Genomic DNA, 17198 nt, shown 5'->3' on the forward strand with positions numbered 1-17198 from the left:
GCCCTGCGCATCCGTTTAACTCAACGAGGAGAACCCCATGACCAAACCGATCCCCACCCCCGCCTCCACCACCACCACCACCGCCCCGCCCGACATTCTCCGCTGCGCCTACATGGACATCGTCGTGACCGACCTGGCCAAGTCGCGTGAGTTCTACGTCGACGTTCTCGGCCTCGTCGTCACTGAGGAGAACGACACCGAGATCTACCTGCGCAGCTTCGAGGAGTTCATCCACCACAACCTCGTACTGCGCCAGGGGCCGGTGGCCGCTGTTGCCGCGATGGCCTTTCGGGTGCGCAGCCCCGAAGACGTCGACCTGGCCGAGGCCTGGTACCAGCAGCTTGGCTGCCGCACCGAACGTCGCACCGAGGGCTTCGTCACGGGCATCGGCGACAGCGTGCGCGTCGAAGACCCGCTCGGCTTTCCCTACGAGTTTTTCTACTCCACCACCCACGTTGAGCGCCTCGCCTGGCGTTACGATCTGCAAGGGCCGGGCGCGCTCGTGCGCCTCGACCACTTCAATCAGGTCACCCCCGATGTGGGCCGGGGCCGCAAATACCTCGAGGACCTGGGTTTTCGGGTCACCGAAGACATACAGGACTCCGACGGCGTTACCTACGCAGCCTGGATGCGGCGCAAGGACACCGTGCACGACACCGCCCTCACTGGTGGAAACGGACCGCGCATGCACCACATCGCATTCTCGACCCACGAGAAGCACAACATCATCTACATCTGCGACAAGCTCGGCGCGCTGCGCAAAAGCGACCTGATCGAGCGCGGCCCGGGCCGCCACGGCGTCTCGAACGCGTTCTACCTTTACCTACGCGATCCAGACGGCCACCGCGTCGAGATCTACACGCAGGACTACTACACCGGCGACCCTGACAACCCGGTCGTGACCTGGGACGTGCACGACAACCAGCGCCGCGACTGGTGGGGCAACCCCGTCGTGCCCAGCTGGTACACGGATGCCTCGCTCGTGCTCGACCTCGACGGCAACCCGCAGCCCGTGATCGAGCGCACCGAATCGAGCGAAATGGCCGTGACCGTCGGAGCCGACGGCTTCTCGTACACCCGCCAAGACGACGAGCTGACCGGCTTCAAGCTCGGCACCACCCTCTAAATCGGACCGGGCCCTGGCCCGGTCCGCCCAGATGTCCCCAGATCAGCACTGTGGCGAATTCAGGATAGGCATCATGGCCGGGACGATACCGCCGCATATTTCCGTGGACCGGATGCACCTATCCGTTTTCTTTACCTGATTTAGCCCCCGACACCAGAATGGGCCCCGTCGAGGACGAGGGCCCATTCTGACTGTTGCCCTAGAACGGGTACGGTGCAATCTCAGCGCGTACCGTGAGCCACTGAGTCTCGGTGAACGCTTCAATGTTGGCCTGGGCACCGCCGAAGCGAGAACCCGTGCCCGAAGACCCCACTCCGCCGAACGGGGCACTGGCCTCGTCGGCAACGGTCTGCTCGTTGATGTGCACGATGCCGCTGGGAATGGCATCGGCCAGTTGCATGGCCAGACCGACATCGCCGAGAATGCCGAGCGAGAGCCCATATTCCGTGCTGGAGGCCAAAGCAATGGCCTCCTCAATCGTTGAGAACGTCACGACCGGTGCAACCGGCCCAAAGATCTCATCGGTCCAGGCACGCATTTCAGTCGTCACATTCGACAGCACTGTCGGCCGGTAGAACAAGCCGTCGTGCGTGCCGCCGGCCGAGAGGGTGGCGCCAGCGGCGACCGTGTCATCGACGATCGATTGGATGCGTTCCACCTGCCCCGCATCGATGATCGGGCCGAGCGCAACCTGGCCGCTCGCCGGGTCGCCGACGGGGAGGTGCGAGGCTTTCTCCGACAACAGGGCGATGTACTCGTCGTGCAGCGATTCGTGCACGATGTGACGCCCGGTCGTCATGCAGACCTGCCCCTGATGCAGAAAAGACCCGAACGCTCCGGCTGACGCGGCGAGCGCCAGGTCAGCGCCGGGCAGCACGATGAGGGCATTGTTGCCACCGAGCTCGAGGTGGGTGCGCTTAAGGTGGCGAGCACCGAGTTCGCCGACTTTGCGGCCGGCCGCGGTAGATCCGGTGAAGGAGACGATGCGCACCTCGGGGGCCGACACCACTGCCTCGCCGACGTCAGCGGAGCCCTGCACCAACTGAAGTACCCCGTCGGGCAGACCGGCCTCCTGAAAAATGCGCATCAGGGCGACACCGCCGCACACTGCCGTGCGGGGGTCGGGCTTGAGCAGCACGGCGTTGCCGAGTGCGATGGCCGGCGCGACCGATCGAATCGACAGGATCAAGGGAAAGTTGAAGGGTGCGATGACGCTGACGACGCCGGCGGCGTGACGCCGCGCGAAACTCCAGTGCTTTTCGTTCGTGGCCAGCACGTCGCCCAACGGATGATTTGGCAGGCCCGCTGCCTCAAAACATTCCGCGGCGGCGGCGTGGGTTTCAAGCTGGGCTTTGGCCAGAATCGCCCCTGATTCTCGAATGATCCAGCCCTGAATCTCTTCGGCGTGCCTCTCCCACAGGTCGCCGGCTCGGCGCAACACGGCGGCACGTTCTTCGGGTGGGCGGGCCGCCCAGTCTTTCTGCGCGATAGCTGCGGCTGCGGATGCCCGCAGCACGTCCCCGACGGATGCCACCCCCACCGACCCCAGCGCCTCGCCCGAACCGGGGGCGACGACCGGGCGGCTTCCGCCGCCACCGGCCACCCATCCGTTGACGAAGATTCTGTCCCTCCACAGCGCATCGTCCAGAATCAGTGTGCTGTCTACTGTCACGGTGCTGTCCACCAGGGTCATGTCTCCTCCTTGAGAGCGTGCGTAGTATCGAGGCCGTGTTGCAGCGCGGGCCGATCTCGTGCTCTCGACCCTACCCCCTGATTTGACATCGGGATTCGCGCGAACACTGGTGCGCGTAGCGCTGAAGACGCGGGTCTGAGCGTTCAAATGCTCAGGCCAGAAACTCCAGTGCGGCCTGCTTGAACTCACGCGCACTCAGCGCGTTCAGGTGGGTGCGACCCGGCAGTTCGAGGTACTGCGCGCCGCGTTCGGCCGCCAGAGCAGCCACCCCGGCAGGAATCGAGTCGGCCCCACCGGCCACAAACAGCTGCGGGATGCCCACGGGCACATCGAGCGTGCAGCCCGCGACCCCCTGCACGCACGCCAACAGCGCCTCCCGGTCGGCACCGGCGACTAGTGCCGGGCGGAGCACCCCGGCAATAGTCGGATCCGTGGGCAGCGCGCCCGAAACAACAAACCGGTTGACCTCGTCAAGATCCCAGGTGTCGAACAGCTCGAGCGGGCCGGCCCCGCCCAGCACGAGCCGCCGCACCCGTTCGGGCGCCAGCCTGGCCATGGCGGCCACGACCCGCGATCCCAAGGAGTAGCCGATCACGTCGACCCGCTCCAGTTCGAGGGTGTCGAGCACGGCCACGAGGTCGGCGGCCAGCTGACGCGGAGCATAGTCGGCGGCGCGATGCGGCTTGTCACTCTGGCCGTGGCCGCGCAGGTCGGGCGTGATCGCTCCGCGCCCGACCTCGGCGAGCGCTTGCACCCAGCCAGATTCGGCCCAGGTTACGGCGGCGGTCGACGCAAATCCATGCACGAGCAGCGCCGGTCGCTCCCCCTGCGTGGCCTCGAAGGCAATGCGTACCCCGTCGAGACGACGAGCGAACCGGGTCATTCGACCACGTCGCCAGCGGCGAACACCGCACCGGCGTGCGCCATCTCAGCGAGGGCGGTCGCGGTCGATTCCGCGGCGACCCCGGCGACCAGATCGGTCAGTACCCGCACGTGCTGGCCGTGCTCGAGCGCGTCGAGGCTGGAAGCTCGCACACAGTAGTCGGTGGCGAGGCCGACTACGTCGATCTCGGTCACCCCGTGCTCGGTCAGCAGCGACCCCACAGTCTGCCCGGCCTCGGTGGTGCCCTCGAAGATGGAGTACGCCGGCTTGCCCTGGCCCTTACGAATGTGAAATGTCACGGCATCCGTTGTGAGAGCCTGGTGATATTCGGCGCCCGCAGTGCCGGCCACGCAGTGCACCGGCCAGGTCGTGACGTAATCAGGTGCGGCATCACGGGCGAAGTGGCCACCATTGTCATTGCCGATATCGTGCCAGTCGCGCGACGCGAAGACGTATTTATACGTAAGCGGATGCTGCGCCAGCAGCGCGCTCACGCCCGCAGCGACGGCCGCCCCGCCGTCAACGCCCAGCGCACCACCCTCGGTAAAGTCATTCTGAACGTCAATGATGAACAGGGCGCGGGTCACGATGTCTCCTTCGATTGATCAGTTGTTCGACAGATTATCGCCGCAGTGGAAGAAGCCGGTGGTCAGTGTGTCGATGGCGATTTTCGCGTTCGAACTCACGTTGCCAATCGCGTAAATGGCGAAGGTGAGCGGGGTACCGTCGGCGGCGTGAATGATGCCGGAGAGCGTGTATCCGGTATCGATCCAGCCGGTCTTGGCAAAGACTGCACCGTCGGCGGCGGAATTCGCACCGGCGAAACGGTCAGCGTAAGAGAGCGATCCGCGCGGTCCACCGGCGATCGGCAGGCCATCGAACAGTACGCCGAGGTTGCCCTCGCGGGCGTTGACCTTGATGAACAGGGCGGTCAGGTAGGCCGGCGATACGGCGTTGTGTGGGCTGAGGCCCGAGCCGTCCTTGATGATCATGCCGCTCGTGTCGATACCGTAGTCAGCGAGACCGCCGACGATACCCTGCTGCAGTGCTGAGAAGGAGTTGCCGGAACCGTTTTCGATAGCCACGAGGCGGGCGAGCATCTCGGCAAGGGTATTGTCGCTCACGATCAGGGACTGTTGTATCAGGGTCGACACCGGCGCGGACTGCACTGCGCCCAGTTGGGCTGCACCGGACGGGGCGGTGGCCTGGCTGATCTCAAGGCCACCGCCGAGAGCGTCAGCGAAGGCTTGGCCGGCGCGGGCAATCGGGTCTTCGCTGCGGGCGGATGTGCTGCGGGTGGGGTCGTTCCGGTCACCGTCGACCATCAGCGCGGTAATTTCGGGCATGTAGCCGAGGCCAAGTTCGGTTCGGGCCCAGCCTTCGTCCCAGTCCGGGCCCGAGAAATAGGAGGAATCGAGCACGAGTGAGGTGATCGGCAAGTTGGCCGGGTCGGCAGCCCAGGAAACCTTGGTCTGGGTGGCGAGGTCGTCGAGGTGGGCGGCGCCGGTGTAGAACGGTTCCTGGCCGGTCGGCAGCCGCGACAGGGTGAGGTCTCCCCCGCCAACGAGCACGACCTGGCCGGGTTCGGAGCCCTTGACGACGCGGGTCGTGGCCCGGTAGTCACTGCCGAGAACGTTGAGGGCGGCAGCCGAGGTGAGCACTTTCATGACGCTCGCCGTGCGCGAGGAGGTCGTGCCGCCCCGGTCGAACAGCACCTCGCCGGTGTTGGCGTTGATCACCTGCGCCTGAAAATCGGCGAGTCGTGTGTCGGCGGCGAGCCCGGACACCGAGCAGGTGCGCAGCCGGCTGGCCGCTATCGCCTCGGTGGGCACCGGCCGCGCCGGGTCGACGGTCGGCGTGGGACTCGGCGTCACTGTGGGTGTTTCGACACCGGATGCCGCCATCGGCTCATTCCCGCCGGTCTGCGTTCCAGCGAACACCGCTCCACTGCCGAGCAGCACGAAGACGAGGGTACCGGCGGCGATCAGCCAGGCGCGGCGGCGCTCGGCGAAGGCAGCAGCGATCCCGCCACGCGGGGCGTCAACCGCAGTGGATGCGGGTGTCTGCACTGGTTCTTCCACCTCCGTATGGTAACCGACCCGCCTCCATGCAGGCTATTCGCCCGGGTAGCGCAGCCCGATCTGGGCCCGAACCGCATCGAGCGTGGTCATCACAGCGACCGATTCCTCGGCCGGCATGACGTCGCTCGAAATTCTGCCGGCTCGAATCAGCGCCTCAACCTCGACCGCTTCGAATTGCATGCCGCGACCGGTGAACTCGGCCGGGGCGAAGGCCTCGAGCACCGTTCCCACGTTATCGAGCACGCGAAAACTGGTCGGCGCGTACCACACGCCAGCGATGTCGATGCGCCCGTGCGTGCCGATGATCGAGGCCGAGGTTGGCCCGAGGGTGGCGCTCGCCGAAAATGTTGTGGCGATCTGGCCGCCGGCGTAGCGAAAGATCGTCGCGACCTGGGCATCCGCTCCGGTGGCTTTGAAGGACGCACTCGCCAGAATCGAGTCGGGCGGCCCGAACACGGCGTGCGCAAAGTTCACCGGATACACCCCGAGATCGAGCAGCGCGCCGCCGCCGAGTTCGAGCGAGTTCAGACGGTGCGCCGGGTCGTCGGGTAGGTCCTGGGTGTGGTCGGCGAGCAGGCTGCGCACTTCGCCGAGCGTGCCGGCGGCGAGAATCTCGCGAATGCGCACCATGTGCGGCAAGAACCTGGTCCACATGGCCTCCATGACGAGCAGATTTTTGCTCGCGGCCAGGTCGACCACCTGCCGGGCCTCGCGCGCATTTAGCGTGAACGACTTCTCGACCAGCACGTGCTTGCCGGCGTTCAACGCGAGGGCGGCGTGCTCGGCATGAAACGGATGCGGCGTCGACACGTAGATGACATCGACCTCAGCATCGTTCACCAGAGCTTCGTAGCTGGCGTGCGCCGCGCCAATACCAAACTCGGCCGCAAAGACCTGCGCTGAGGCCTGATTGCGCGACCCGACGGCCTGCACGGTGTGGCCGTTCTGCACCAGATCGTTCGTGAACGCGTGGGCGATGCCACCGGTGGCCAGGATTCCCCAGCGAATCGATTCCGTCATGCCTGTAGTTTATCTAGGGCCACCAACACGCACCGACGGCACAAAATATAGGTCAAACTAGACCAATGATCACCCTGCAGCAGGATGCCGATGGTTTCATCCGCATGAACCGGCACTTTCCCGACAACTCGCTTATCAGCATCAGCTTTACCGAGGGGGCAGCGGAGGAATTCACCGGCGCTCAGCTCAATGCCATCTTCGACGACGCTCTGGCTGAGTTTCGCGGGCAGAACCGTCTCGAAGGGGCCAAGGGCTTCTCCCGCGCGCCCGCGAAAACCGTGCAGACGACCAAGAACATCACCTTCGTCAAGGTGCACCCCGGCATGGCCCGCTGACCTCGCTCGCCCATACAGCAAACGGCCACGCTAACGACCGCGCGGCTCAAGTCCGCGCAGCAAACCGTAGCGCTACCAGCGGATTCCAGCGAACCAGATCGCTCAGACCGTCGACGGTGCCAGCGCGGTGAGCGCCGCAAGCCGATCGACCCCGATCGGTTCGTCGGCCAGCAGCGGCACGATCGCGACCCGGTCGGCGCGGGCGAACACCTTGTCGATCTGGGCAGCTTCGCTGGCCGCGCGCGCTTGCAGAAATGGCGTCTCGGGGTGCGCTGCGGCGATGGAATTGTTGACGACCCAACCCCACGGCTGAATTCCGGCGCGCTGAAGGTCTTGCTGCAGCCCCTCGGCCTCAAGCACGGGCGTCGTCTCGGCGAGCGTGACCAGTAACACCTTGGTCAGGGCTGAATCCTGCAAGCGCATCAGCGGTGTCACGAATGCCATGTTCTCCCCCATTTGGCGCGCGATTTCGCGATGGTACGCCCCGGTGGCATCCAGCAATAACAGGGTGTGACCGGTCGGAGCGGTGTCGACGACGACAAATTCGTGCCGTGATTCGTGCACGGCCTGGGAGAACTGCCGAAACACCGCCACCTCGTCGGTGCACGGCGAGAGTAGGTCTTCGGCCAGGGCCGCCCGACCATCATCGTCGAGATTCTTGCCCTTGGTGGCCATTACATGATCGCGATACTCGCGAATCGCCTCGGCCGGGTCGATGCGCGAGACGCGCAGCCTCGGCAGGCTCCCGTGCAGGGTCTCGACCAGGTGAGCTGCCGGGTCCGTCGTCGTGAGGTGCACGGCGTGGCCGCGCTCGGCGAGAGCCACGGCCAGAGCCGAGGCGATCGTGGTCTTGCCGACGCCGCCCTTGCCCATGCAGAGAATCAGGCCGTGCCCGGTCTGCTCCAGCTCGTCGACGAACTGGCCCAGCGGGGCGTCCGGAACGTCGACCACAGTGTGCGATTGCGCGGGGCCGTCGCTGTCGCCGCCGCCGCCACGAAACAGGGTGCGCAGCGCGTCGACGCCCATCATGTTGCCGGCCTTGAGCTCCAGAATGTCCCGCGGCAGGGCTGTCAGGGCCGCCGGAATACCGTTCAGCGCCGCTGATTCGCGGTTGCGCACTGCGACGGCAATCGGCTCGACGCCCGCGCCCACCGGCAGTACTCCATTAATAACGACGTAGCCGCCGCGAATTCCAATCTGCGCCAGCTCACCCTGCGTACGCTCGATCTCCGTCAAAGCGGATGCCTGCGCGCGAGCCACGAGCACCAGTCGCGTTCGCTCAGGGTCGGCCAGGGCAGCGACCGCGGCGGCGTACACCGCCTTGTGCTTCTCAAGCCCGGAAAGCGGCCCGAGGCAGGACGGATCGCCCTTGCCCGCGTCGAGAAACTCGGTCCAGGAACCGGGCAGCTGCAGCAGCCGGATGGTGTGGCCGGTCGGCGCCGTGTCGAACACGATATGGTCGTAGGTGGCGAGCAGGCTCTCATCGGTGAGCAGGTTCGTGAACTCGTCGAACGAGGCGACCTCGGTCGTGCACGATCCGGACAGGCCCTCGGCGATGCTCGCGATCTCACGTTCCGGCAGGAGCCCCCGAACCGGGGCGATAATGCGTTCGCGGTAGGCATCCGCTGCCTGCTCCGGATCGATTTCGAGCGCGCTCAGGCCGGTAATTGCGCCAATACGAGTGACTGTGTTGCCGATCGCGAGCCCGAACACCTGCCCGATATTGGAGGCAGGGTCGGTGCTCACAAGCAGCACCCGGCGACCCCGTTCGGCCAGCTCGATCGCGGAAGCACCCGCAACGGATGTCTTTCCTACACCGCCTTTACCGGTGAAAAAGAGAAACCGTGGCGGGTTTTCCAAAAATTTCATGGTGTCAGCAGCAGCCGGTGGCGCCGCCGCAGCATCCGCTTGCAGATTTCTCGGTCAGACCGAGCTGGGGGCGATCAGCCAGACCGGCGAAGGCGAGCAGCTGAGATTTCGATGGGTAGGCGCCGGTCGCCACGGTGACGCCGTCGACGACGGTGAGCGGCAGGCCGGTGGATCCGACGAGGTGCATGAAGGCGCGCACGGTCTCATCCGTGGCGAAGGCGAGGGGATCGGTCGCCAGGTTATGGCGCTGAATGTCGGCGCCGAGGTTCTGCAGGCTGCGCACGGTGGCGGTCACCTCGAACAGAGACTGATCGACGTCGACACCACAGACCCCGGTGTCGCAGCACAATGCGGGTTCGTAGATTCGGATGGCAGTCATGTCGATCTCCCTAGTAACGTCAGCAGCTATATCGATAAGTATCAATGTAGCAGTAGGCTGGTGCCGCCACCTAGCGGGAAGGAACAACTTATGAACGACAAGTCCAAGATCACCGAGCGAGTGCGGGAGCGCTACGCCGCAGCCGCACTGCAACTGACGGATGTATCTACCACCGCGTCGTGCTGCGTGCCCACTGACCTGGGCAACGGCGACGTTTTTGGATCAACCCTGTATACCGATGGCGAAAGTTCAAAGATTCCCGAGGAAGCCTTTTTGGCCAGCCTGGGTTGCGGCAATCCAACCGCGGTCGCCGACCTCCGCAACGGTGAGACCGTGCTCGACCTCGGCTCCGGCGGCGGCATCGACGTACTGCTCTCCGCGCGTCGCGTCGGCCCGACCGGCTTTGCCTACGGGCTCGACATGACCGATGAGATGCTCGCGCTCGCCCGCGCCAACGCCGCCAAAGCCAAGGCCACCAACGTGGAGTTCATCAAGGGTCAGATCGAGACCATCCCCTTGGCTGATGACACCATCGACGTCATCATCTCGAACTGCGTCATCAACCTGTCGGCTGACAAAAACGCCGTCATCGCCGAAATGTTCCGAGTATTAAAGCCTGGCGGACGCCTCGGCATCTCCGACGTCGTCGCCGAAAACCACCTGAGCCAACAAGACCGCATCCGTCGCGGCAGCTACACCGGCTGCATCGCCGGAGCACTGTCGCACCAGGAGTACCTCGACGCCCTGCACAAAGCCGGCTTCGCTGACCCGAGCGTGCAGTACACCCACGAGGTCGCCCCCGAAATGCACGGGGCCATTGTGAAGGCGGTCAAACCCACCGTGTAGCCACTATTGGGTGCGCAGCGGCTTTAGAAACTCGTCGGCCATTCCCAGCTGGTCCTGCAGTTTTTGCCGATGCTCCACCGCCTGGGCGATGAAGGTGTTGAGCTCGGCGCGCACCTCAGCATCGTGCGAACCGGTCAGACTGCCTTGCATCGTGTCGATCACCTTCAGCAGCGCTATCATCTCGTCGAGCGTAAAACCGAGCGGTTTCATACGGCGAATCAGCATCAGCCGGGAGAAGTCGTCGGGCGAGTAGAGCCGAAAACCACCATCGGTGCGAGCGGACGCCTTCAGCAGGCCGACCTCGTCGTAGTGCCGGATCGTACGTAGCGACAGCCCGGTCTTCTCGGCGAGCTCGCCAATATGCATCGTAACCACTGACCCGGTCGTTGGCGCGCCTGATATCACCGGAAGACCTCTTTCCCTGCAGTCACAACCAACCCTTACGTTAAGGTAGTGTTGCAGAAGTCGGCTGACATTCATCTGTGAGCCCACTCTCCCACTATTGTCCTTGATGGCCTCGTGCTCGATGACCGGTGGAGGTGCGCACCGCGGCGCCCACCCAAACTCTTCTGTATCCACTTCGGCCGCACCCCCGGCCCAGCTTCTGGAGGCCTCATGGCCATCGTTTCCAAGCCCATCACCGCGAACCGCTACCGTGCGGAGCCTTCGGTTCTGACCGCACTGCGCACGCCCCGCCTGCTCACCCGCGAAGTTCTCGCCGGCCTCGTGGTGGCCATGGCGCTCATCCCCGAGGCGATCGCCTTCTCGATCATCGCCGGCGTCGACCCGCGCGTCGGCCTGTTCTCCTCGTTCGTGATGGCCGTCACCATCGCCTTCGTCGGTGGCCGCCCCGCCATGATCACCGCCGCCACCGGCGCCATTGCCCTCGTCATCGTCCTCACCCACAACCTCGCCATCAGCGTCGTCGTCGGTGTCATCGTCGGTGTCATCGTCGGTGTCATCGTCATCGACCTGTCGGCTTCGCACATCTGGGACGCCTCCACCGTTGCCACTCTCGACGCGATCACCTACAAATATGAGCGGCACGACAAGTACGTCGTCATCGAGGGCCTCAACGAGGCCAGCACCGAACTGCACAGCCGCCTGGCCGGAAACCTCGGCGGCGGCCACTAGCGCCCGCCCACACAGTAAGCGGCGCGCGCAAGTCGGCAGAAGGCCCAGTCACTCGAGGCAGGAATTTCAGAGTCAGACATCACAGGCCCCCGGCGGGGCTCCTCAGACTTGAAGTGACGGTTTTTCTGCACCCAGGCACGCGCAACAACGCGCGCACACCTTCTCCCAGGTGGTCAATATGTTCAGGCTAAGCGCAATTCCTCCCGCCAATCCGGCAGGCCAAGGCTAAACCCATAGATATTCATCTATGGACATGGTCAAGTCGACTATTGTTTACCCTGTGTTCATATAGACAGACTTCTATGAGTCAAGTCGGCCGTCGGCTGACATTCACAGTTCACGTTCGGCGTACCAAGCCGATAAGGAAAGGACCACGAAAGTGTCCCTGCTTTCATTCAAGACCGCCAGCATCAGCGCGAGCGTCCTTGCAGCAGCACTACTCTTAACCGCCTGTGGCGGCCAGGCCACCAACACGAGCTCCGACCCGGCCGACGGACTGTCCGGTTCGGTCACCATCGACGGCTCATCTACTGTCGCCCCGCTCAGCGAGGCAGCAGCCGACATGTACCGCGACGTCGAGGCCGGCGTCAACGTCACCGTCGCGACGTCCGGCACCGGTGGCGGTTTCAAGGCATTCTGTGCCGGCGAAACCGACATCTCCGACGCTTCACGCCCGATCAAGGACGACGAAGCCGCGGATTGCGAGGCCAATGGCATCAAATACACCGAGATCGTCATCGCCAATGACGGTCTCTCCGTCGTAGTGAATCCCGAGAACGACTGGGCTTCCTGCCTCACCGTTGAGCAACTGAACACCATCTGGGCTCCGGAATCCGAAGGAACGGTCACCAACTGGAACCAGGTTGACGCCTCGTTCCCCGACGAGCCGCTCGTGCTCTTCGGCGCCGGTACTGACTCAGGCACCTTCGACTACTTCACCGATGCCATCAATGGCGAAGAAGGTGCCATCCGCGCCGACTACAGCCCCTCCGAGGATGACAACATCACAATCCAGGGCGTGCACGGCGACAAGGGTGCCATGGGCTTCTTCGGCTTGAGCTATGTCGAAGAGAACCCAGACGCAATCACGGCACTCGAGATTGACGGCGGCCAAGGCTGCATCTATCCGACGAAGGAGACCGTGCAAGACAGCTCGTATCAGCCGCTCGGGCGTGGGCTGTTCCTGTACGTCAACGACGCGAATTACGCCGACAAGGCGCAACTGCGCTCGTTCGTCGACTTCTACCTCGAGAACTCAGATGCCGTCGCCGAGGCCGCGCTATACATCCCTCTCACCGCTGACCAGAAGAGCACCGCAACAACGGAACTCGCCACCCTCGTCGGCTAGTCACACCCGCACACTGATTCAAGAAGGAGATTGTGCGTTCATGAGCACACTCACCCCCGTCGGCGGTTCGGCTCTTCTGCCGGGCCGCCCCGCGGTGTCCCTGCGGTCGAACCGCCCACGCCACGGCGAAACGTTCGTACGCTTCCTCCTGCGCGTCGCCGCCATATTGACCATTGTCATCACCGGCGGCATCCTGATCGCGCTGCTGGTTCCCTCTATCGAATTCTTCCGCACCGTCTCGGTATTTGACTTTCTCTTCGGCGATCGCTGGGCTCCCCGCTTCGCTGACGCCTCGTTCGGCGTATTGCCCCTCGTCACCGCCACGGCCTGGACCTCCGGCATAGCCCTGCTGGTCGCCATCCCACTCGGGCTGGGCGCCGCAGTGTTCCTGTCCGAGTACGCCAAACCGGGCCTGCGCAAAGTACTCAAGCCCGTCCTGGAAATCCTGGCCGGCATCCCCACCGTCGTGTTCGGACTCTTCGCCCTGCAGTTCGTGCAGGCCACCGTCTTTCGTGGCTTGTTTGATCTCGACACGGGCGCCTTCAGCGTTCTCGCCGCCGGTCTCGTTATGGGCGTCATGATCGTGCCGACGATCGCATCAATCAGCGAAGACGCCATGTCCGCCGTGCCCCTGAGCATGCGCCAGGGATCGGCAGCGCTCGGCGCGAACCGCATGCAAACCACCGTGCGCGTCGTCTTTCCCGCCGCCCTGTCCGGCATCATCGCCGCGATCGTGCTCGGCGTCTCCCGCGCCGTGGGAGAGACGATGATCGTTGCCATTGCCGCCGGCGGGCAGGCCCGCATCGTGACGGGTCCCCTCGAGCAGGGTCAAACCATGACCGGATTCATCGCCAACGCCGCACTCGGGGATTCCCGAGTGGGATCTCTTGAATACGACACCCTCTTCGCCGTTGGCCTGCTCTTGTTCCTCGTCACCCTGCTGTTCAACTTCATCAGCATCCGCTTCGTGCGTCGTTTCCGGGAGATCTACTGATGACATTCCTCACCACCGGCCTCGGCGCCCATATCCGCAGCGCCAGCATCCACGGAAAGGTTCGCGGCGGCGAGCACAGCGCCCGTTTCGTACTCTTCCTCATCGCACTGTGGCTCTGCCTGTTCGTCGCATTCGGCGTGCTTCTGACCCTCATCATCACCACCCTCATCGACGGGTTCTCCCGCCTCGACTCCCGCCTCGTCACCGAGTACCCCGCATCGGCTCCGGAACGGGCCGGCCTTCGCCCAGCGATCCTCGGCTCCATCTGGGTGATCGGAGCCACGGCCTTGTTGACCATCCCACTCGGCGTGGCCGCAGCCGTACACCTGGAAGAATTCGCCGATCGCAAGAAATGGTTCAACCGCGCGATCGAACTCAACGTGCAGAACCTGGCCGCCGTCCCCTCGATCGTCTACGGGCTGCTCGCCCTCGGCTTTCTTGCCCTGCTGGGCGTACAAAACAAGAACATCGTCATCGGCGGCGCCCTCGCCCTCGGCCTGCTCGTCCTGCCCGTGATCATCATCTCCACTAGAGAAGCGCTGCGAGGCGTTCCCCTCGAAATTCGGCAAGGCTCTCTCGCCGTCGGGGCGACACCGCTGCAGACCGTCTGGCGACAAACCCTGCCAGCATCGGTACCCGGCATCGCCACGGGCGCCATTTTGGGCTTATCCCGGGCCCTCGGCGAAGCCGCCCCGCTACTCGTGCTGGGAGCTTTGGTCTTTGTTAGCTTCGACCCGAACGGGCTGCTCAGCGGGTACACCACCATGCCGATTCAAATTTTCAACTGGACGTCACGGCCGCAGGCCGAGTTCCACGAGCTCGCCTCCGCAGGAAGTATCTTGCTGCTGCTGATTCTGCTCGCCATGAACGGACTCGCCATCTTCATTCGCAACCGCTACCAGCAGCGCTGGTAGACAGACAGGACCAGCCATGCCGACCAAAACACGCGCCGCAAGCTACACCACCGGCAGCGACCAGAAACCCACCATCCACTTTCCCGCCGAGCACGCCGAACGCAGCGCCGCGCTGCCCACGGTGCCTAACGCGATCATCGAATGCAAAGACGTCAACGTGTATTACAACGCCTTTCGTGCGGTCACGGGCGTTGACCTTTCTTTTGGCTCGAAGGAAATCACGGCACTCATCGGCCCGTCAGGTTGCGGCAAGTCGACGCTGCTCCGCTCGCTGAACCGCATGAACGATCTCATCGACGGCGCCCGTGTAGAAGGTTCTGTCACCTTTCAAGGTGAAGACATCTACCACAAGGAAGTCGACGCCATCGAGGTGCGGCGCCGCATCGGGATGGTCTTTCAAAAGCCCAACCCGTTCCCCAAATCGATTTACGACAACATCGCCTACGGCCCTCGGGTCATCGGCCTGAAGGCATCCAACATGGACGATCTGGTCGAGGAAGCCCTCACCCGAGCCGCCCTCTGGCCCGAGGTCAAGGACAAGCTCAAACAATCTGCGTTTGGCCTCTCCGGCGGGCAGCAGCAGCGCCTCTGCATCGCCCGCACCATCGCCGTCAAACCAGACGTGATCCTGATGGACGAGCCCTGCTCCTCGCTCGACCCCATTGCCACGTCACGCATCGAAGACCTCATGTATGAGCTGCGCGAGGACTACACGATCATCATCGTCACCCACAACATGCAGCAGGCCGCGCGTGTGGCTGACCGTACCGCGTTCTTCACGGCCCTCGCCAGCGAGGAGACGGGCGACCGCACGGGGCTCCTGGTGGAATATGACCTCACCAAGAAGATCTTCGAGAGCCCGGCCGACCAGCGCACAGAAGACTATATCTCGGGTCGTTTCGGGTGAGTCTCGTCGTCGAGGCGCCGGTCTGGCCATTGCACGTGGTCGTCATCGACTCCCCCACTACGCTGCACCGTGGCAGCCCAGCGGAATTTCGCCGGCGTGGCATCTCGCTGAGCCGATCGGCCGACGGGTGCGAAGCCCTACGGATGCTGGCGCATGAACCAGAATCGGTCGTCGTGGCCCCGACCGACTTGACCGACATGCCCGTGCTCGATTTCATCGAGATTGTCGTTGCCCTCGCCCACGCGCCGGTGCTGATGGGCTTGACGGCGACCCTGCCGGACGGACTCGTCGTCGAGGGGCTCAGCCGCGGTGCGGCCGGTCTCGTCGCGCTTCCGCTCACACCGTCACGCCTCGCATCTGCTTTGGGACCGATGCGCCGCGGACACGACCACGCCCCCGACGTAGAGCTAACCTGTGGTGGGCTCGTACTGAGCGTGGCCGAACACCGCGTCCTCGTGCGTGGAGTCGAGGTGTACTTCTCGCCGAAGGAATTCGACGTTGTGCAATACCTCATGCTCGGCTTTCCTAGGCTGGTGTCCCTCGATGAACTCGTGCGTCACTTCGCGGACGGCGACCCGGAGCACGCTATCCGCGTTCGAATCACCGTGTCGCGCATTCGTACGAAACTTGCTCTGGCATCGCCCGGCTTTCCGCCGATCATCGAGACAATTCGCGGGATCGGTTACCGAATCGCCGGCTGATTCGTCGGGCCCATATCCGCCAAGAGTGCGTGAACGCGCGCGCTGATCTCATCGCGCATGACCCGCACCTCAGCCAGCGACTTGTTGCCGGGATCTTCCAGAACCCAGTCCATGTACCGTCGTCCGGGGTAGATCGGGCAGGCATCGCCGCAGCCCATCGTGATGACGTAGTCGGCGGCCTGCACGACCTCTTCGGTCAATGGCTTCGGAAACTCGGTCGCCAGAGGAACGCCGATTTCATCGAGGGCTTCAACGACTACCGGGTGCACTGCGGATGCCGGGGCCGATCCCGCCGTGCGCACGTGCACGGCGTCTCCCGCGAGTTGACGAAGAATGGCAGCAGCCATCTGCGATCGCCCAGCGTTCTGCACGCACACAAACAGCACCTCGGGTGTGCCGCGTAAAACCAGACCTCCGGCAGTCGCCAGCGCGCTGAGCCTGTCGGTGGCAAACTTGGCCGTCAGCGATGGCAGGAACCGCACGATATGGGCACGGTCCGCGAGCAGCGAATAGCTCTCGGTAACGTAGCGAGCCACGGTCTCTCGCGAGAACGTTGAGCTGAACCGGTAGGAGAGATCATCGACGATGCGAGAGAACACCGGAGGAACAGCACGCGCGTGGATGGGCGCGGTCACTTCGCTACGCTCCGTCTCGCCTGCTCCCGACGAAGCCAGCAGACGTCCGAACCGAACCCAGGCATCCGCTGTCAATTGATACTGGTCTCGAAGGTCTTTCGTTAGCAGGCCGGCCGTTGTCAAGTCGGTGAACGCCCTGTTGACCTCGGCGCCGGGCACGCTCAGGGCTTCGGCAAGCCAATTCGGTGAACGCTGGGACTCGGGTGTCGCGGCGATCAGGCTGAGCAGCCGGAGATTGACCGGATCGGTGAGCGCGCTGATTTGTTGCGCGCGGACGCGAGCCGATTCCGAGTCCAGGGGGCGGCCAATCGTGCGGGGAAACGTAGACACGTA

17 protein-coding genes and 1 pseudogene are annotated in these 17198 nt (G+C 64.1%); 9 read left to right on the forward strand and 9 right to left on the reverse strand.

Going from position 1 to position 17198, the window contains the following annotated elements; translation table 11 throughout:
- The first annotated feature begins 37 nt into the window (after positions 1–37).
- On the forward strand, positions 38–1126 hold the full coding sequence (gene hpaD, locus CXY71_RS16805; RefSeq protein ID WP_104138022.1) for a 3,4-dihydroxyphenylacetate 2,3-dioxygenase: 1089 nt from the start codon (positions 38–40) through the stop codon (positions 1124–1126).
- A 199-nt stretch (positions 1127–1325) separates the two neighbouring features.
- On the opposite strand, the gene CXY71_RS16810 is transcribed toward hpaD, so the two are convergent.
- From CXY71_RS16810 to CXY71_RS16830, 5 genes are all read right to left on the reverse strand, one after another.
- Complete coding sequence (locus CXY71_RS16810) at positions 1326–2819, reverse strand: benzaldehyde dehydrogenase (protein WP_104138025.1); 1494 nt, start codon at positions 2817–2819, stop codon at positions 1326–1328.
- 151 nt (positions 2820–2970) lie between these two features.
- Positions 2971–3702, reverse strand: a complete 732-nt coding sequence (locus CXY71_RS16815; protein ID WP_104138030.1) for an alpha/beta fold hydrolase — start codon at positions 3700–3702, stop codon at positions 2971–2973.
- Positions 3699–4289, reverse strand: a complete 591-nt coding sequence (locus tag CXY71_RS16820; protein WP_104138033.1) for an isochorismatase family protein — start codon at positions 4287–4289, stop codon at positions 3699–3701. Before CXY71_RS16820 ends, CXY71_RS16815 begins: the two co-directional genes overlap by 4 nt.
- Before the next feature lie 18 nt (positions 4290–4307).
- Positions 4308–5771 (reverse strand): D-alanyl-D-alanine carboxypeptidase/D-alanyl-D-alanine-endopeptidase, encoded by a 1464-nt coding sequence (locus tag CXY71_RS16825; RefSeq protein WP_233198344.1) that lies wholly within the window; start codon positions 5769–5771, stop codon positions 4308–4310.
- Positions 5772–5816: 45 nt separating this feature from the next.
- On the reverse strand, positions 5817–6803 hold the full coding sequence (locus CXY71_RS16830) for a Gfo/Idh/MocA family protein (RefSeq protein ID WP_104138039.1): 987 nt from the start codon (positions 6801–6803) through the stop codon (positions 5817–5819).
- 65 nt (positions 6804–6868) lie between these two features.
- Between CXY71_RS16830 and CXY71_RS16835 the strand changes: the two genes are divergently transcribed.
- Complete coding sequence (locus tag CXY71_RS16835; RefSeq protein ID WP_104138041.1) at positions 6869–7138, forward strand: hypothetical protein; 270 nt, start codon at positions 6869–6871, stop codon at positions 7136–7138.
- A 102-nt stretch (positions 7139–7240) separates the two neighbouring features.
- Here the strand turns inward: CXY71_RS16835 and arsA are convergent, their stop codons facing one another.
- Together arsA and arsD are read right to left on the reverse strand one after the other, a co-directional pair.
- On the reverse strand, positions 7241–9007 hold the full coding sequence (gene arsA, locus CXY71_RS16840) for an arsenical pump-driving ATPase (RefSeq protein WP_104138044.1): 1767 nt from the start codon (positions 9005–9007) through the stop codon (positions 7241–7243).
- Between the two features lie 4 nt (positions 9008–9011).
- Positions 9012–9386 carry an arsenite efflux transporter metallochaperone ArsD gene (gene arsD / locus CXY71_RS16845; RefSeq protein WP_104138048.1) on the reverse strand — a complete coding sequence of 125 codons (375 nt, stop codon included), beginning with the start codon at positions 9384–9386 and terminating at the stop codon, positions 9012–9014.
- Between the two features lie 90 nt (positions 9387–9476).
- Here arsD and arsM point away from each other — a divergent pair, with 90 nt between their 5' ends.
- Entirely contained in the window at positions 9477–10232 is a 756-nt protein-coding gene (gene arsM, locus CXY71_RS16850; protein ID WP_104138051.1) for an arsenite methyltransferase, read from the forward strand.
- A 3-nt stretch (positions 10233–10235) separates the two neighbouring features.
- Here the strand turns inward: arsM and CXY71_RS16855 are convergent, their stop codons facing one another.
- The gene (locus CXY71_RS16855) at positions 10236–10598 is read right to left on the reverse strand and encodes a MerR family transcriptional regulator (protein WP_104138054.1); all 363 of its coding nucleotides are present in this window, start codon (positions 10596–10598) and stop codon (positions 10236–10238) included.
- Positions 10599–10847: 249 nt separating this feature from the next.
- Here CXY71_RS16855 and CXY71_RS16860 point away from each other — a divergent pair.
- The 6 genes and pseudogenes from CXY71_RS16860 to CXY71_RS16885 all read left to right on the forward strand — a co-directional run.
- Positions 10848–11192 (forward strand): annotated as a pseudogene (locus CXY71_RS16860) (SulP family inorganic anion transporter); the annotation flags it as partial.
- A gap of 553 nt (positions 11193–11745) precedes the next feature.
- Positions 11746–12714, forward strand: a complete 969-nt coding sequence (locus CXY71_RS16865) for a PstS family phosphate ABC transporter substrate-binding protein (RefSeq protein ID WP_199184348.1) — start codon at positions 11746–11748, stop codon at positions 12712–12714.
- A gap of 40 nt (positions 12715–12754) precedes the next feature.
- On the forward strand, positions 12755–13708 hold the full coding sequence (pstC, locus tag CXY71_RS16870) for a phosphate ABC transporter permease subunit PstC (RefSeq protein WP_104138057.1): 954 nt from the start codon (positions 12755–12757) through the stop codon (positions 13706–13708).
- Positions 13708–14622: a phosphate ABC transporter permease PstA gene (gene pstA, locus CXY71_RS16875; RefSeq protein ID WP_104138060.1), complete on the forward strand. Its 915-nt coding sequence runs from the start codon at positions 13708–13710 to the stop codon at positions 14620–14622. Before pstC ends, pstA begins: the two co-directional genes overlap by 1 nt.
- 16 nt (positions 14623–14638) lie before the next feature.
- Positions 14639–15529 carry a phosphate ABC transporter ATP-binding protein PstB gene (gene pstB, locus CXY71_RS16880; protein ID WP_104138063.1) on the forward strand — a complete coding sequence of 297 codons (891 nt, stop codon included), beginning with the start codon at positions 14639–14641 and terminating at the stop codon, positions 15527–15529.
- Positions 15526–16230 carry a response regulator transcription factor gene (locus CXY71_RS16885; protein ID WP_104138066.1) on the forward strand — a complete coding sequence of 235 codons (705 nt, stop codon included), beginning with the start codon at positions 15526–15528 and terminating at the stop codon, positions 16228–16230. Before pstB ends, CXY71_RS16885 begins: the two co-directional genes overlap by 4 nt.
- Here CXY71_RS16885 and CXY71_RS16890 read toward each other — a convergent pair.
- A complete protein-coding gene (locus tag CXY71_RS16890; RefSeq protein WP_368665905.1) occupies positions 16212–17195 on the reverse strand; it encodes an arsenate reductase ArsC in 984 nt (327 codons plus the stop codon). The genes CXY71_RS16885 and CXY71_RS16890 overlap by 19 nt on opposite strands.
- Between the last annotated feature and the right edge of the window lie 3 nt (positions 17196–17198).

It is taken from the genome of Cryobacterium sp. Y62, from assembly GCF_002929785.1.
Classification (GTDB): domain Bacteria; phylum Actinomycetota; class Actinomycetes; order Actinomycetales; family Microbacteriaceae; genus Cryobacterium.

Coding starts and splice junctions, on each gene's coding strand:
- pstB (WP_104138063.1), top strand. CDS start 14,639: ATGCCGACCAAAACACGCGCCGCAAGCTACACCACCGGCAGCGACCAG.
- arsA (WP_104138044.1), bottom strand. CDS start 9,007: ATGAAATTTTTGGAAAACCCGCCACGGTTTCTCTTTTTCACCGGTAAA.
- CXY71_RS16830 (WP_104138039.1), bottom strand. CDS start 6,803: ATGACGGAATCGATTCGCTGGGGAATCCTGGCCACCGGTGGCATCGCC.
- CXY71_RS16855 (WP_104138054.1), bottom strand. CDS start 10,598: ATGCATATTGGCGAGCTCGCCGAGAAGACCGGGCTGTCGCTACGTACG.
- pstA (WP_104138060.1), top strand. CDS start 13,708: ATGACATTCCTCACCACCGGCCTCGGCGCCCATATCCGCAGCGCCAGC.
- hpaD (WP_104138022.1), top strand. CDS start 38: ATGACCAAACCGATCCCCACCCCCGCCTCCACCACCACCACCACCGCC.
- CXY71_RS16815 (WP_104138030.1), bottom strand. CDS start 3,702: ATGACCCGGTTCGCTCGTCGTCTCGACGGGGTACGCATTGCCTTCGAG.
- pstC (WP_104138057.1), top strand. CDS start 12,755: ATGAGCACACTCACCCCCGTCGGCGGTTCGGCTCTTCTGCCGGGCCGC.
- arsM (WP_104138051.1), top strand. CDS start 9,477: ATGAACGACAAGTCCAAGATCACCGAGCGAGTGCGGGAGCGCTACGCC.
- CXY71_RS16810 (WP_104138025.1), bottom strand. CDS start 2,819: ATGACCCTGGTGGACAGCACCGTGACAGTAGACAGCACACTGATTCTG.
- arsD (WP_104138048.1), bottom strand. CDS start 9,386: ATGACTGCCATCCGAATCTACGAACCCGCATTGTGCTGCGACACCGGG.
- CXY71_RS16835 (WP_104138041.1), top strand. CDS start 6,869: ATGATCACCCTGCAGCAGGATGCCGATGGTTTCATCCGCATGAACCGG.